This window comes from Kitasatospora sp. NPDC001539 (assembly GCF_040298565.1).
Lineage (GTDB): Bacteria > Actinomycetota > Actinomycetes > Streptomycetales > Streptomycetaceae > Kitasatospora.
Genome location: NZ_JBEPAK010000201.1, coordinates 1 through 12,972 on the forward strand (window position 1 = coordinate 1; position 12,972 = coordinate 12,972).

The window sequence follows — 12,972 nt, forward strand, 5'->3', positions numbered from 1 at the left end:
GCCGCACCCGCAGGACATCCAGGCCCTGCCCAGCCACCCGGACTTCCGGATCACCTGGCTGGTGCGCCGATCAGGGGGCGACGCGGGGTTCCGCGGCTCCCTCGCGCTGAACGCCGGGTTCCGCGGCTCCGGACGGGGTCAGAGGCCCAGGTCGTCCAGGTGGTACGCGGTCACGTACTCCAGACCCTGCTCCGCGATGGCGTCCGCACCGCCGCGCTCGACGATCACCGCGACGCCGACCACCTCGGCGCCCGCCTCGCGCAGCGCCTCGACGGCGGTCAGCACCGAGCCGCCGGTGGTGGAGGTGTCCTCGACCGCCAGCACCCGGCGGCCCTTCACGTCCGGGCCCTCGATCCGGCGCTGCAGGCCGTGCGCCTTGCCGGCCTTGCGGACCACGAAGGCGTCCAGCTTCCGTCCGCGGGCGGCGGCGGCGTGCAGCATCGAGGTGGCCACCGGGTCGGCGCCCAGGGTCAGGCCGCCGACGGCGTCGTAGTCCAGGTGCGAGGTCGCGTCCAGCATCACCCGGCCGACCAGCGGGGCCGCCTCGCCGTCCAGCGTGATCCGGCGCAGGTCGACGTAGTAGTCGGCCTCCTTGCCGGAGGAAAGGGTGACCTTGCCGTGCACGACGGCCTTGTCCTTGATCTGTGCCAGCAGGGCGTCGCGGTCGTTGCTCATGAGCGTTCAGTCTAGGCCCTGCCCGCCGCCCCGTCGGCTAGCGGCGGCGCAGCGCCCTGACCAGCACCACGGCACCGCCCAGCAGCGCCACCGAGCCGCCGATCACCCACGGCACCGCGCTGCGGCCGCCGGCGCCCGGCACGACGATGCCGCCGGCCTCGCCGCCCCAGCGGGACGCCGCCCGGGCCCGGGCGCTGCGGGCGGGCATCGCCGGGGCGTAGCGGCCGCGCGGCGGGGCGTGGTCCACCTCCTCGGCGGAGCGGCCGACGATGCTGCGGCGGACGGGGCCGCTGAGGTCCGGCTCGTCCTCGTAGGCGAACAGCGGCTCGACCGGCACCTCCTCGGCGACCTCGTCCTGGCGTCCGCCGCTCCCGGCCCCGGCGCCCTCGCCGGACCCGGCGTCCTCGACGTCGTCGGCGGACCCGTCGGCGTCCTCGTCATCGGCGGCGGAGCCGGTGGGCAGCCCGAAGCGCTCGGCGTCGGCGTCGGAGAAGGCGATCAGGTCGGAGAGGTCGTCGTCCAGGTCGTCGCCGGGCTGGTCCTGGCGGTCCTCGATGGAGACCACCTCGGCCTCGGGCCCGTCACCGGCCCCGGCGGCGTCGCCGCTCTCCTCCCCGGTCTCCTCCTCGTCCGCCGGTCCGGCGTCCTGGGAGGTGAGCGCGGCGGCGAAGCGGTCCAGCAGGCGGTGGCCGGTGGCGGTGAGGGTCTCGGCGTCGAACTCGGTCAGCCGGCCGGTGGCGGTCAGGTCGCCGGTGAAGCGGATCGTCGCGGTGCCGTCCTCGGCGCCGTCCGCGACGCTGACCCGCACGGTGGCGGTCACCTCGCCGTCGCCCCGGGCCTCCTGCCCCTCGGCCAGCACGGTGAGCACGCCCTCCCGGCCCTCGATCAGCGACAGCACGCCCTTGTAGGTGATCGTGGAGCCGCCGATCCGGAGCTTCAGCCGTCCGCCGATCTCCTCGGCCGGGCCGCTGCCGACGGCTGAAGGCTCGGTGTTCAGCCCCGGCACGCTCCGGGCCAGTTGCGCCGGATCCTGCAAGGCCTCCCGCACCAGCTCTGCGGACATCGGGACGACAACCTCATGCTCCATGCCACGGAGCCTACCGATCCGATCCCGCCCGGTCCCCACCTACCGCCACTCGAGTTTCGGGGCGGGGCGGCGGGCGGTCGGAGTGCGGCGCCCCGCACGCCGTGGACCGGTCGGCCGGGGGCCCGTCGGGCTCGTCCGCCGCCGCTCAGTGCGGGCCCAGCACGGTCAGCGGCGCGGGGGGCCGCGCGGGTCGGCGGGCGGTCAGCCGGGCGGTCGAGGCGCGCAGGGACTCGGGGGTCAGGGCGCGGGGCGGCGGGGCGTCGGGGGCCAGGGTGACCGGGGGCTGGACGGCGGCGGCGAGCAGGAAGTCCTGGACGGTGTCCGGTGCGCCGGGGAGGCAGGAGGCGGTCGGGCCGCCGGGCACGTCGTACGGGGCGGTCCGCAGGCCTGCCGCGCGCAGGCCGGACTCGATGCGCCAGAGGCCGTCCTCGTCCCCGCCGGCCCGGACGGCGATCCGGCCGCCCGGGGCCAGCAGCCGGGCCGCGAGGCCGTAGAACTCCTGGGAGTGGTACTTGACCGGTCCGCCGTCCGAGGGGGCGGGCAGGTCGACGAGCACCACGTCGTACTCCTCGCCGGGCGTGCCGCGCAGCCAGGCCATCGGGTCGGCCGCCGTCCTGCGGACCCGGGGGTCGTCCAGCGAGTGGCCGGTGAGGGCGGCGAGCCCGGGGTCGGTGCCGGCGAGCCGGGGGAGGACGGGGTCGGTGTCGACCAGTCGTACGGAGCGGACGCCGCCGTGCCGCAGCACCTCCCGCAGGGCGAGGCCGTCGCCGCCGCCGAGCAGCAGGACCCTGGTGTCCGGTCCGGCGGCCATGGCGGGGTGGACCAGCGCCTCGCTGCCCCGGTACTCGTCGGGGCCGCAGACCGCGAGCCGTCCGTCGAGGTAGAGCCGGAGCGGGCCCTCGGTGGGGCCGGTGAGCACGATCTCCTGGTACCGGCTGCGGGTGGCGTAGCGGACCTGGTCGCCGTAGAGGGCGTGCCGGGCGGCGCGTTCGACGGTGTCGGAGCCGGCGGCGGCCGCCGCGAGCAGGCCGAGGACGAGGGTGCAGCCGAGCCAGAGCAGCCGTCGTATCCGGGGGACGGGTTCCTCGCGGAAGAGCCAGAGCACCACGGCGGCCCCGGCGACCGCGTTGACCGCCCCGGTGACCAGCGCGCCGTCGCCCGGGCCGAGGCAGGGGACGATCAGGAAGGGGAAGGCGAGGCCGCCGATCAGCGCGCCCACGTAGTCGGCGGCGAAGAGGTCGGCGGCGGCGCGTCCGGCGTCCTCGCGGCGGATCCGCTGGATGAGGGTCATCAGCAGCGGGATCTCGGCACCGATCAGGACGCCGATCAGGCAGGTGAGGCCGACCATGGCGGCCTGGTAGCGGCCGATCCAGGCCCAGCAGGAGTACAGCGCGAGGGCGGAGAGTCCTCCGGTGAGCGCGAGGGCGCATTCGACCAGGGCGAAGGCGGTGGCGGGCCGTCGGGTGAGCCGCTTGGCGAGCAGCGAGCCGAGGCCCATCGCGAACACCATCACGGAGAGCACGACCGAGGTCTGGGTGACCGTGTCCCCGAGCAGGTAGTCGCCGAGTGCCACGAGTTCCAGCTCGTAGACGAGCCCGCAGGCCGCGCAGACGAAGGCGGCCAGCAGGACGGCCAGTCGGGCGAGCCGGGGGTGGGAGCGCAGCCGGGAGCGACGGCGGGCGGGGAGGGGGGTCACGCTCCGCCCGGACCGGGGCGGGGTGCCGTCGTGGAGGTCCACTCGCGGGCGTACGGGCGGGCCGGCCGGATGATTGATCACGAACAAACGCTAGGGGACGTGCGGGACGGATAGCTGCGCCCATCCGGCGGACAGTACGGGCTGTCGGATTGACGAATCGTTCCTGCGTGCGATTCATCGGCGAGAGCCGGGTGATCTAAGAGAGGGTCGGCGTTCCCTCCGAGGCTCCGGGCGGTCACGGCCCCGGCACCACCAGCGAGGAGCGGGTGCAGACCAGCTGCCCCTCCTGGGGGTAGGCGTGCCAGGTCCGCCAGAGCAGCCGGTCCGTACCGCCCTGGGTGACCAGCGCGGTGAAGGCGCTCGGGTCACCGGGGAAGACCCCGGCGAGGCCGCGCGGGTGCCCCTCGACCAGGGCCAGCAGTTCCTGGGCGCGGGCCGCGAAGTCGTGCGGGGGCAGCGCCTCGATCCGGGCGGCGAACTCGTACTCCCAGCCGCCGACCTGCTTGGCGACCCGGGCCGGCAGCGGGGTGCGGCGGCCGGGCAGGCAGGCGACGGTCTCCAGGCAGCTGCCGGGGCCGGCGTCGATCACCACCTGGTGCGAGGCGCCCAGCAGCCGGAGCTGGAGGGTGCCCGGGGTGCCGGGGCGGCTGCCTTCGAGTTCCAGGTCGCGGACCGCGAGCGCCGGCAGCGGTTCGCCGCCGAGGCACCAGGCCAGGTCACCGGCGCGGGTGTCCGTGTAGGAGGTCTGCAGTGTGGTGAGCATGCTCGGCTCCGCGTTTCAGCTCCGTGCGCGCCCGCCGAGCAGCAGCGACTAGGCCTAGGCGATGGCGAGGCTGTTCGTGGCTGTGCGGCCCTGGGCGCGGCCGACCGTGGAAGGAAGGATTCCGGCTGGAGATTCAGCAGCAGAGAAGCATGAATACGCCGGGTCCGTCGGTGATTTACCCAACTTTGTCAAGCATTCACCGTTTCGAGCACACCCGCTTCCCGGCTCTGATCGACCCGGTGTGCGACTCTGCACAGCGCGCGCCCTTACGACCGGCCCGCGCGCCGTGCGCGCCGGGTGTGCGCCCTCCGTGCGCCCCACGCGCCGCCGCCCTCCACGCGCCGGGCGTGGAGGGCGGGCGGATGTGCCAAGGAGGTCGGCGGGATTGCCGCCTTGGCAGCGGAACAGCCTGATTCGCAGGGTAGTTGATGGCAGATCAGAACAGGCGTCGGATCGGACCGGCGCCCGTTCGAGGGGGCGCGCGAGCGCTCAGAGGCGCTGCAGCCGCGCGACGGCCTCCTGGAGCACCTCGTCCTTTTTGCAGAAAGTGAAGCGGACCAGGCTAAGGCCCGCCTCGGCGTCGTCGTAGAAGACGGCGTTGGGGATCGCCACCACACCGCAGCGCTCCGGCAGGGCGCGGCAGAACTCGACGCTGTCCTTCTCGCCGAGCGGGGTGATGTCGGTGGTGACGAAGTAGGTGCCCTCGGGGGTGAAGGCCCGGAACCCGGCCGCGGTGAGGCCGCCGAGCAGCAGGTCGCGCTTGCGCAGCAGATCGGCGCGCAGGGTGTCGAAGTAGTCGTCGGGCAGCCGCAGGGCCTCGGCGACGGCGTACTGGAACGGGCCGGCGCTGACGTAGGTGAGGTACTGCTTCGCGGTGCGCACGGCGGACACCAGCGCCGGGCTCCCGGTGACCCAGCCGACCTTCCAGCCGGTGAAGGAGAAGGTCTTGCCGGCCGAGGAGATGCTCACGGTGCGCTCGCGCATGCCGGGCAGTGCGGCGAGCGGGCGGTGGACGGTGCCGAAGACCAGGTGCTCGTAGACCTCGTCGGTGACCACCAGCAGGTCGTGCTCCACGGCGAGGGCGGCGATGCCGGCCGTTTCCTCGGCGGTCAGCACGGTGCCGGTGGGGTTGTGCGGGGTGTTGATCAGCAGCAGCCGGGTGCGCGGGGTGATCAGGGCGCGCAACTCGTCCAGGTCGGGGCGGAACGACGGGGCCCGCAGGGTGAGCGGGCGGCGGGTGGCACCGGCCATGGCGATGCAGGCGGCGTAGGAGTCGTAGAACGGCTCGAGGGCGATCACCTCGTCGCCGGGCTCCAGCAGCGCGAGCAGGGCGGCGGCGATGGCCTCGGTGGCGCCGGCGGTGACCAGCACCTCGGTGTCCGGGTCGTAGGCCAGGCCGTGGAAGCGCTGCTGGTGCTCGGCGATGGCGGTGCGCAGCTCGGGGATGCCGGGGCCGGGCGGGTACTGGTTGCCCCGGCCCTCGCGCAGGGCCCGTACGGCCGCCTCGCGGACCTCCTCGGGCCCGTCGGTGTCCGGGAAGCCCTGGCCGAGGTTGATCGAGCCGGTGGCCGTGGCCAGCGCGGACATCTCGGCGAAGATCGTCGTGCCCATCCCGGCCAGTCGGCGGTTCAGCAGCGGCCTGGTTCCCATGCGAAAGGCTCCTCACGCGTCGTCGTCGCGCCCATCCTGGGCCAGTCGGAGGCCGCCGACAAGGACGGCCCGGGAGGAGGGCGGCCCGGGTCAGGACGGCCCGGGTCAGGACGGCCGGGGAGGAGGACAGCACGGGTCAGGGCGGCCGGGGGCGAGCGCGGCCGGGACACGGCAGGACGGCCGGGGGCGAGCGCGGCCCGGGGCGCGGCAGGGCGGCCGGCGACGACCCCGGCCGGGACGGCGAACGGCCCGCCGCCGCGCCGTGGGCGCAGGGGCGGGCCGGAGGGGGGAGCGCGGGGATCAGGCCTCGTCGGAGCCCTCGCCCTCGCCCTCCTCGCCCTCGATCTCGTTCTGCAGGCCGAGGCGCTCGACGATCCACTGCTCGAACCCGACCGCGGCCTGGGTCCAGTTCGCGGTGGTGGTGACGAAGTAGTCCAGGTTGACGCCGGTGCCGACGATCATCTGGGCCTCGCCGATCAGGCGGACGACGCCGTCCTCGTGGGTGTGGGTGTAGACCTTGGGCCAGAGGGTCTCGCGGTTCCACTCGTCGATCAGGTCGAGGATCTCGCCCTTCTTCTCCAGCGGGTACGCGCGGTCGTAGAAGGCGCGGACCGCGAAGAGCTCCTTCTGCTCGCCGCGGAACATGTAGTAGACGCGGAAGCCCTCCCAGGGGGCGGTGAGGTCGCCCTCCTCGTCCACGACGTGCTTGAGCTGCATCTGGTCGAGCAGCTGGGTGACCAGGCCCTGGTCCGGAACGATGATCGGCGGCGGGCCGGCCGGCCGGCCGCCCTGGCCACCGGGCTGGCCACCGCCCCCGGGGACGCCGAAGGACGGGATGGACGACGGGTCGATGCTCATGGGGGTCCTCTTCCTCAGTGCACGTGGTGGCCGGCAATGAGAGGCCGCCCTTTCCACCTCCCATCCTGCCTCATCCGGGGCTCCGCTCACAGGGGCACCCGGGGGCGCGTCGATCTTCGTTCGGGGGTGTCGCGGGGCCCCGGTCACGCACGGTGTCCGGAGCCGGCGGCGGGTCGGCGGGCGGTCGGCGCGCCCGGCGCGCGCGTGAGCCACGTCACGCGCCCGGCGCCCGGGTTCGGCTGCCGTACCGGCCGGATGCGGTTAGCGTGCGACGGGGCTCGCCTTTTGCAACATCGCTGTCGCGTGGGCGAGTTGATGAGGACTTGAGTCTAAGGGGGGAGTGGGATGGAGCGTGCGGTGACCGGGGAGGGCAACTCGCTCGGGGCGCTGCTGCGGAGCATCCGGCTGGAGCGGGGGATGACGCAGGAGCAACTGGGGGAGGCGTCGGGGCTGAGCGTGCGGTCGATCCGCGACCTGGAGCGGGGGGTGTCCTGCCCGCGCGTCTCCACGCTGCGGCTGCTGAGCCAGACGTGGAACCTGCCGGAGTCCCAGGGGGCCGAGCTGCACCGGCTGGCGCGCAGCCGGCGGGACCGCTCGCGGCGGCAGCGCCGGGGCGCGGCCGACTGACCGCGCCCGCGGCACGACCCGTACGGGCCGCCTCCCGCACGTGGACGGCGGCAGGCGGCCCGTACCCGGGCCCGGGCGGTGCTACTTCTCCAGCGGCCCGCGGCTGCGGACGGTGAGGCGGTCACCCTCGTCGTCCCGCTCGACCAGGACGGTGTCCCCGTCGTGCACCTGGCCGGATAGGATCGCCCGGGCCAGCTGGTCGCCGATCGCGGACTGCACCAGCCGGCGCAGCGGGCGGGCGCCGTACGCCGGGTCGTACCCGGTGAGCGCCAGCCAGTCGCGGGCGGCCTCGGAGACGTCCAGGGTGAGCCGCCGCTCGCGCAGCCGCTCGCCGAGGTGGGCCACCTGGAGGTCGACGATCCGGCTGAGCTCGGCGGTGCCCAGCGGGTCGAAGACCACGATGTCGTCCAGCCGGTTGAGGAACTCCGGCTTGAAGGTGAGCCGGACGGTGTCCAGCACCAGGGCCTTCTTCCGGTCCTCCGGGGTGGCCGGGTCGACCAGGTACTGGCTGCCCAGGTTGGAGGTGAGGATCAGGATGGCGTTGCGGAAGTCCACCGTGCGGCCCTGGCCGTCGGTGAGCCGGCCGTCGTCCAGCACCTGGAGCAGGACGTCGAAGACCTCCGGGTGCGCCTTCTCCACCTCGTCCAGCAGCACCACGCTGTACGGACGGCGGCGGACCGCCTCGGTGAGCTGGCCGCCCTCCTCGTAGCCGACGTAGCCGGGCGGGGCGCCGACCAGGCGGGCGACGGAGTGCTTCTCGCCGTACTCGCTCATGTCGATCCGGACCATCGCCCGCTCGTCGTCGAACAGGAAGTCGGCCAGGGCCTTGGCGAGTTCGGTCTTGCCGACACCGGTCGGGCCGAGGAACAGGAACGAGCCGGTCGGGCGGTCCGGATCGGCGATGCCCGAGCGGGTGCGGCGCACCGCGTCCGAGACCGCCTGCACGGCCTGCTTCTGGCCGATCAGGCGGCGACCCAACTCCTCCTCCATGCGCAGGAGTTTGGCGCTCTCGCCCTCCAGCAGGCGGCCGGCCGGGATGCCCGTCCAGGAGGCCACCACGTCGGCCACGTCGTCCGGGCCGACCTCCTCCTTGACCATCGAGGCCGAGGCGGCCCCGGGCTCGTCGTCGGCGGTCGCGGCGCGCTCCTGGGCGTCCGCGAGCTCCTTCTCGGCGGCCGGGATCTCGGCGTACATCAACTTGGACGCCCGCTCGAAGTCGCCGTCCCGCTGGGCGCGTTCGAGGGCGCCCTGCAGTTCGTCCAGCCGCTCCTTGAGCTCGCCGACCCGGTTGAGGCTCTTCTTCTCCTGCTCCCAGCGCGCCGTCAGCACGCTCAACTGCTCGTTCCGGTCGGCGAGGTCGCGCCGCAGCCGGGCCAGCCGGTCGACCGAGGCCGGGTCGGACTCCTTCTCCAGGGCCAGCTCCTCCATCCGCAACCGGTCCACGGCGCGCTGGAGTTCGTCGATCTCGACCGGGGAGGAGTCGATCTCCATCCGGAGCCGGGAGGCTGCCTCGTCGACCAGGTCGATGGCCTTGTCGGGCAGGAAGCGGGAGGTGATGTAGCGGTTGGACAGGGTGGCGGCCGCGACCAGGGCGGCGTCCGAGATCTGCACCTTGTGGTGCGCCTCGTACCGGCCCTTGAGCCCGCGCAGGATGGCGATCGAGTCCTCCACGCTGGGCTCGCCGACCAGCACCTGCTGGAAGCGGCGCTCCAGGGCCGGGTCCTTCTCGATCCGCTCGCGGTACTCGTCCAGCGTGGTCGCGCCGACCATCCGCAGCTCGCCGCGGGCCAGCATCGGCTTGAGCATGTTGCCCGCGTCCATCGCGGAGTCCCCGCCGGCGCCCGCGCCGACCACGGTGTGCAGTTCGTCGATGAAGGTGACGACCTGGCCGTCGGAGGACTTGATGTCGTTCAGGACGGCCTTCAGCCGCTCCTCGAACTCACCGCGGAACTTGGCCCCGGCCACCATCGCGCCGAGGTCCAGCGCGACCAGTCGCTTGCCGCGCAGCGACTCCGGCACGTCGCCGGCCACGATGCGCTGGGCCAGGCCCTCGACCACGGCGGTCTTGCCGACACCGGGCTCGCCGATCAGCACCGGGTTGTTCTTGGTCCGGCGGGAGAGCACCTGGACGACCCGGCGGATCTCGTGGTCACGGCCGATCACCGGGTCGAGCTTGCCGTCCCGGGCGGCCTGGGTGAGGTCGGTGCCGTACTTCTCCAGCGCCTTGTAGGTGCCCTCGGGGTCCGGCGAGGTGACCCGGCCGCTGCCCCGGACGTCCTTGAAGGCGGCGAGCAGCGCCTTGGGCGTCGCGCCGTGCCGCACCAGCAGCTCGGCCACCGGGCCGCCCTCGGCGGCCAGGCCGACCATCAGGTGCTCGGTGGAGACGTACTGGTCGTCCAGGTCGTCCGCGCGCCGGCCGGCCTCGGTGAGCACCGCCAGGGTGTCCCGGGCGAGCTGGGGAGCGGCCACCGTCGAGCCCATCGCGCTGGGCAGGGCGGTGAGTTGGCGGCGCGCCTCGGCGTCGATCCGGCCGGCGTCCGCCCCGACCGCCTCCAGCAGGGGCCGGGCGATGCCCTCGGGCTGCTCCAGCATGGCGATCAGGATGTGCACCGGCCTGACGTCCGGGTTGCCGGCTGCGCCCGCCTGCCGGATCGCGGCGGACAGGGCGTCCTGCGTCTTGGTGGTGAACTTGCTGGCGTCCACTGCTGGGGGATCCTCCCTCGTCGTCCTTCACTGCTGCTGGCTACAGCATGCACTAAGTTGAGTCTATTCCGCTCAACTTTCCCCGCGGTACTCCGGCCCGCCGTCCGACCCGCCCTCCGGCCCGCCGTCCGACCCGCCCTCCGGCCGGTCGTCCGCCCGGTCCGCCGGCCGGTCTTCCGTCCGGTCCGTCCGCCGGTCGTCCGCCCGGCCCTCCCCCGGCGTGGTTCTTCCCAGGGCCCGGACCTTGCGCTTCAAGGTCGGGCCGTTCGCCCGCCGGGTCAGCCCCAGTAGCTCCCGGGCCGGCCCGCCCGGCCGGTGTCCGGCCGGCCAGACCGCGCGCAGCGGCCGCCGCAGGTCCAGCTCCTCCGCCAGCGGGACCTCGACCAGCCGCCGGGTGGTCAGCTCCTCCACCACCGCGAGCTCGCTCAGGCAGACCGGCCCCGCGCCGGTCATCGCCGCCGCCTTCAGTGCGGTGGACGAGGCCAGCTCCAACCGGGGCCGCACGGCGCCCCCGTACGGGGTCAGCGCCATCTCCAGCACCTCCCGGGTGCCCGAGCCGGGCTCGCGCAGCACCAGCGGGGTGGCCGCCAGCTCCGCCCCGGTCAGCGGGGTGCGCCGACGTGCCCACGGGTGGCCCGGGGCCACCACGACCACCAGCCGGTCCGCCGCGACCACCGCGCCGGCCAGCCCCGGCGGGGTGGAGGGGCCCTCGACGAAGCCGAGGTCGGCCTCCCCGGCCAGCACGTGCCCGGCGACCTCCGCCGAGTTCGCCGTCCGCAGCGTCACCGCCGTCCCCGGACTGGCCTCGGCGAGCGCCAGCAGCCAGCCCGGCATCAGGTACTCCGCGACGGTCAGGCTGGCCACCACCCGCAGCTTGGCGTCCCGCCGCTCGCGCAGCGCGTCGATCCCGGCGTCCAGCGCCTGTGCCGCCTCCACCACCTGCCTGGCCCACTCGACCACCAGCCGGCCCGCGTCGGTCGGCCGGCTGCCCCGCGGCGAGCGCTCCAGCAGCGGCACGCCGATCTGCCGCTCCATGCCCTTGATCCGGGCGCTGGCCGTCGGCTGGCTGACGCCCAGCTCGGCCGCGGCCCGTCCGACGCTGCCCAGCCGGGCCACCGCGAGCAGCAGTTCCAGGGCACCGAGCTCGGGGACGCGCGGGGAGAGAGCCATAGGTCCAGCCTATGCCCCCATAGAAACCGCGGCGCTACCGGCGGCCGGGCCGCCCGGGCAGGGTGTTGTCCATGTCCACCTCGGCCGCCGTCCGCCCGCTCACCCGCCCCGCCGCCCGTACCCGGGCCGCCCGGTTCGACCTCTCCCGACTGGGCCCCAACTGGTACGCCACCGTGATGGGCACCGCGATCGTCGCCAACGGCGCCGCGGCCCTGCCGGTACGCCTGCCCGGGCTGATCGGCTTCGGCGAGGTGATGTGGGCGCTCGGACTGACCGCCCTGCTGGTGCTGGCCGCGGCCCGGCTGGTCCACCTCACCCGGCACCGTGCGGCGGCCCGGGCCCAGTTGCTGGACGAGCCGGCCACCGCCGTCTTCTACGGTTGCCCGCCGATGGCGCTGCTGGCGGTCGGGCTCGGCACCCTGACGCTCGGCTCCCGGGTCATCGGCACCGGCCCGGCGGTCGCCGTGGACGCCGTGCTGTGGGGCGTCGGCACCCTGTACGCGCTGACCGTCGCCGCCGGCATCCCGTACCTGATGATCACCCGGCACCCGGTCTCCGTCCTGGAGGCCAACCCGACCTGGCTGCTGCCCGTGGTCGCCCCGCTGGTCGCCTCCGCCTGCGGCCCGGCCCTCGTCCCGCACCTCCCGGCCGGACAGCCGCAGCAGGCCATGCTGTACGGCTGCTGCGCGCTGTTCGGGGTCGGTCTGCTGGCCACCCTGGTGCTGCTGCCGGTGGTGTTCACCGGCCTGTTCCACACCAAGCTGCCCGCCCTGGCACTCACCCCGTCCCTGTTCCTGGTGCTCGGCCCGCTCGGCCAGTCCGTCACCGCGGTGCACCAGCTCGCCGACGCCGCCCGCCCGGTGCTGCCCGGGCCGGCGTCCGTCCTGCTACCGCTCGCCGAGCTGTACGGCGTCGCGGTGCTGGGGGTCGCGATGCTCTGGCTGGCCGTCGCGGTCACCGCCAACCTGCGCGCCCGCCGGGCCGGGATGCCGTTCGCGATGACCTGGTGGGCGTACACCTTCCCGGTCGGCACCTGCGTCACCGGCGCCGCCGCGCTCGCCCGGCACACCGGCTTCGGCGGCTTCACCGGGCTGGCCACCGGGCTCTACCTGCTGCTGCTCGTCGCCTGGGTGCTGGCGGCGGGGGGCACCGCGGCCGGGCTGGCCCGCGGCCGGCTGCTCGCGCGCTGAACCCGCTGAACCTGCCGAGCCCGCCGAGCCCGCCGAGCCTGCCGAGCCGGCAGGGGTGCTCGGGCGCCGCCGGCCGGGAGGATCCCCTGCTTCCGGCCCGCCGGCTCAGGAGCGCGCCGCAGTTGCAGGAACGCGCAGCTGCAGGACGACCGTGCCCGGCCGACCGGCGGAACCGCCGTCCGCTGCCCGTACCCCGCGCTGGCCTCGGTGTTCACCGGAATCCGGCCCGCCGCCGGGGGTGCGCCGGCCGAGCCCGCGTGCAGGTACCTGCAATTGCGCGAACCTGCACTCGGGCGCCACTTGTCCGCCGGCCGTCACGCTGTGAAGGTGGAGGTGCGCCAGGTCGTCCGGGCAACCGCAGCCCGATGGTGGCGACTTGCTCTTCGGACTGACCGCGGCTGCGACAACCCGCGGCCGTGGAACGGGGGGGAAGAGCACCGGCCGGGGTCCATGTGTGGTGATGGACTCCGGATCCGGATCCGGCGAGGCGTTGCTGCTCCGCCTCGCCGGGAGCGCCTTGGCATGGCGTACCGATGGCGGCCCCCGGGGCCGC

Annotated in this window: 9 protein-coding genes and 1 pseudogene; 2 read left to right on the top strand and 8 right to left on the bottom strand. The window is 74.6% G+C overall.

Going from position 1 to position 12,972, the window contains the following annotated elements:
- Positions 1-138: 138 nt before the first annotated feature.
- The 6 genes from pyrE to ABT247_RS25500 all read right to left on the bottom strand — a co-directional run bounded on the left by pyrE (position 139) and on the right by ABT247_RS25500 (position 6,729).
- On the bottom strand, positions 139-675 hold the full coding sequence (gene pyrE, locus ABT247_RS25475) for an orotate phosphoribosyltransferase (protein WP_350746308.1): 537 nt from the start codon (positions 673-675) through the stop codon (positions 139-141).
- A gap of 37 nt (positions 676-712) precedes the next feature.
- A complete protein-coding gene (locus ABT247_RS25480) occupies positions 713-1,762 on the bottom strand; it encodes an SRPBCC family protein (RefSeq protein ID WP_350746311.1) in 1,050 nt (349 codons plus the stop codon).
- 145 nt (positions 1,763-1,907) lie between these two features.
- Complete coding sequence (locus ABT247_RS25485; protein WP_502892504.1) at positions 1,908-3,458, bottom strand: polyamine aminopropyltransferase; 1,551 nt, start codon at positions 3,456-3,458, stop codon at positions 1,908-1,910.
- A 235-nt stretch (positions 3,459-3,693) separates the two neighbouring features.
- Positions 3,694-4,221: a DUF2617 family protein gene (locus ABT247_RS25490; protein ID WP_350746314.1), complete on the bottom strand. Its 528-nt coding sequence runs from the start codon at positions 4,219-4,221 to the stop codon at positions 3,694-3,696.
- Between the two features lie 489 nt (positions 4,222-4,710).
- Entirely contained in the window at positions 4,711-5,871 is a 1,161-nt protein-coding gene (locus ABT247_RS25495) for a pyridoxal phosphate-dependent aminotransferase (protein WP_350746317.1), read from the bottom strand.
- A 300-nt stretch (positions 5,872-6,171) separates the two neighbouring features.
- Positions 6,172-6,729, bottom strand: coding sequence for a type III secretion system chaperone family protein (locus ABT247_RS25500; protein ID WP_350746320.1), 558 nt, complete (start codon positions 6,727-6,729; stop codon positions 6,172-6,174).
- Positions 6,730-7,074: 345 nt separating this feature from the next.
- Between ABT247_RS25500 and ABT247_RS25505 the strand changes: the two genes are divergently transcribed.
- A complete protein-coding gene (locus tag ABT247_RS25505) occupies positions 7,075-7,356 on the top strand; it encodes a helix-turn-helix domain-containing protein (RefSeq protein ID WP_350746323.1) in 282 nt (93 codons plus the stop codon).
- Between the two features lie 81 nt (positions 7,357-7,437).
- Here ABT247_RS25505 and clpB read toward each other — a convergent pair whose 3' ends face one another.
- Positions 7,438-10,059, bottom strand: a complete 2,622-nt coding sequence (gene clpB, locus ABT247_RS25510; RefSeq protein ID WP_350746326.1) for an ATP-dependent chaperone ClpB — start codon at positions 10,057-10,059, stop codon at positions 7,438-7,440.
- A 273-nt stretch (positions 10,060-10,332) separates the two neighbouring features.
- Positions 10,333-11,229 (bottom strand): annotated as a pseudogene (locus ABT247_RS25515) (LysR family transcriptional regulator); the annotation flags it as partial.
- Positions 11,230-11,300: 71 nt separating this feature from the next.
- On the opposite strand from ABT247_RS25515, the gene ABT247_RS25520 reads away from it, so the two are divergent.
- Positions 11,301-12,419, top strand: coding sequence for a TDT family transporter (locus ABT247_RS25520; RefSeq protein ID WP_350746329.1), 1,119 nt, complete (start codon positions 11,301-11,303; stop codon positions 12,417-12,419).
- Positions 12,420-12,972 lie beyond the last annotated feature (553 nt).

Coding starts and splice junctions, on each gene's coding strand:
- pyrE (WP_350746308.1), bottom strand. CDS start 675: ATGAGCAACGACCGCGACGCCCTGCTGGCACAGATCAAGGACAAGGCC.
- ABT247_RS25480 (WP_350746311.1), bottom strand. CDS start 1,762: ATGGAGCATGAGGTTGTCGTCCCGATGTCCGCAGAGCTGGTGCGGGAG.
- ABT247_RS25490 (WP_350746314.1), bottom strand. CDS start 4,221: ATGCTCACCACACTGCAGACCTCCTACACGGACACCCGCGCCGGTGAC.
- ABT247_RS25495 (WP_350746317.1), bottom strand. CDS start 5,871: ATGGGAACCAGGCCGCTGCTGAACCGCCGACTGGCCGGGATGGGCACG.
- ABT247_RS25500 (WP_350746320.1), bottom strand. CDS start 6,729: ATGAGCATCGACCCGTCGTCCATCCCGTCCTTCGGCGTCCCCGGGGGC.
- ABT247_RS25505 (WP_350746323.1), top strand. CDS start 7,075: ATGGAGCGTGCGGTGACCGGGGAGGGCAACTCGCTCGGGGCGCTGCTG.
- ABT247_RS25520 (WP_350746329.1), top strand. CDS start 11,301: ATGTCCACCTCGGCCGCCGTCCGCCCGCTCACCCGCCCCGCCGCCCGT.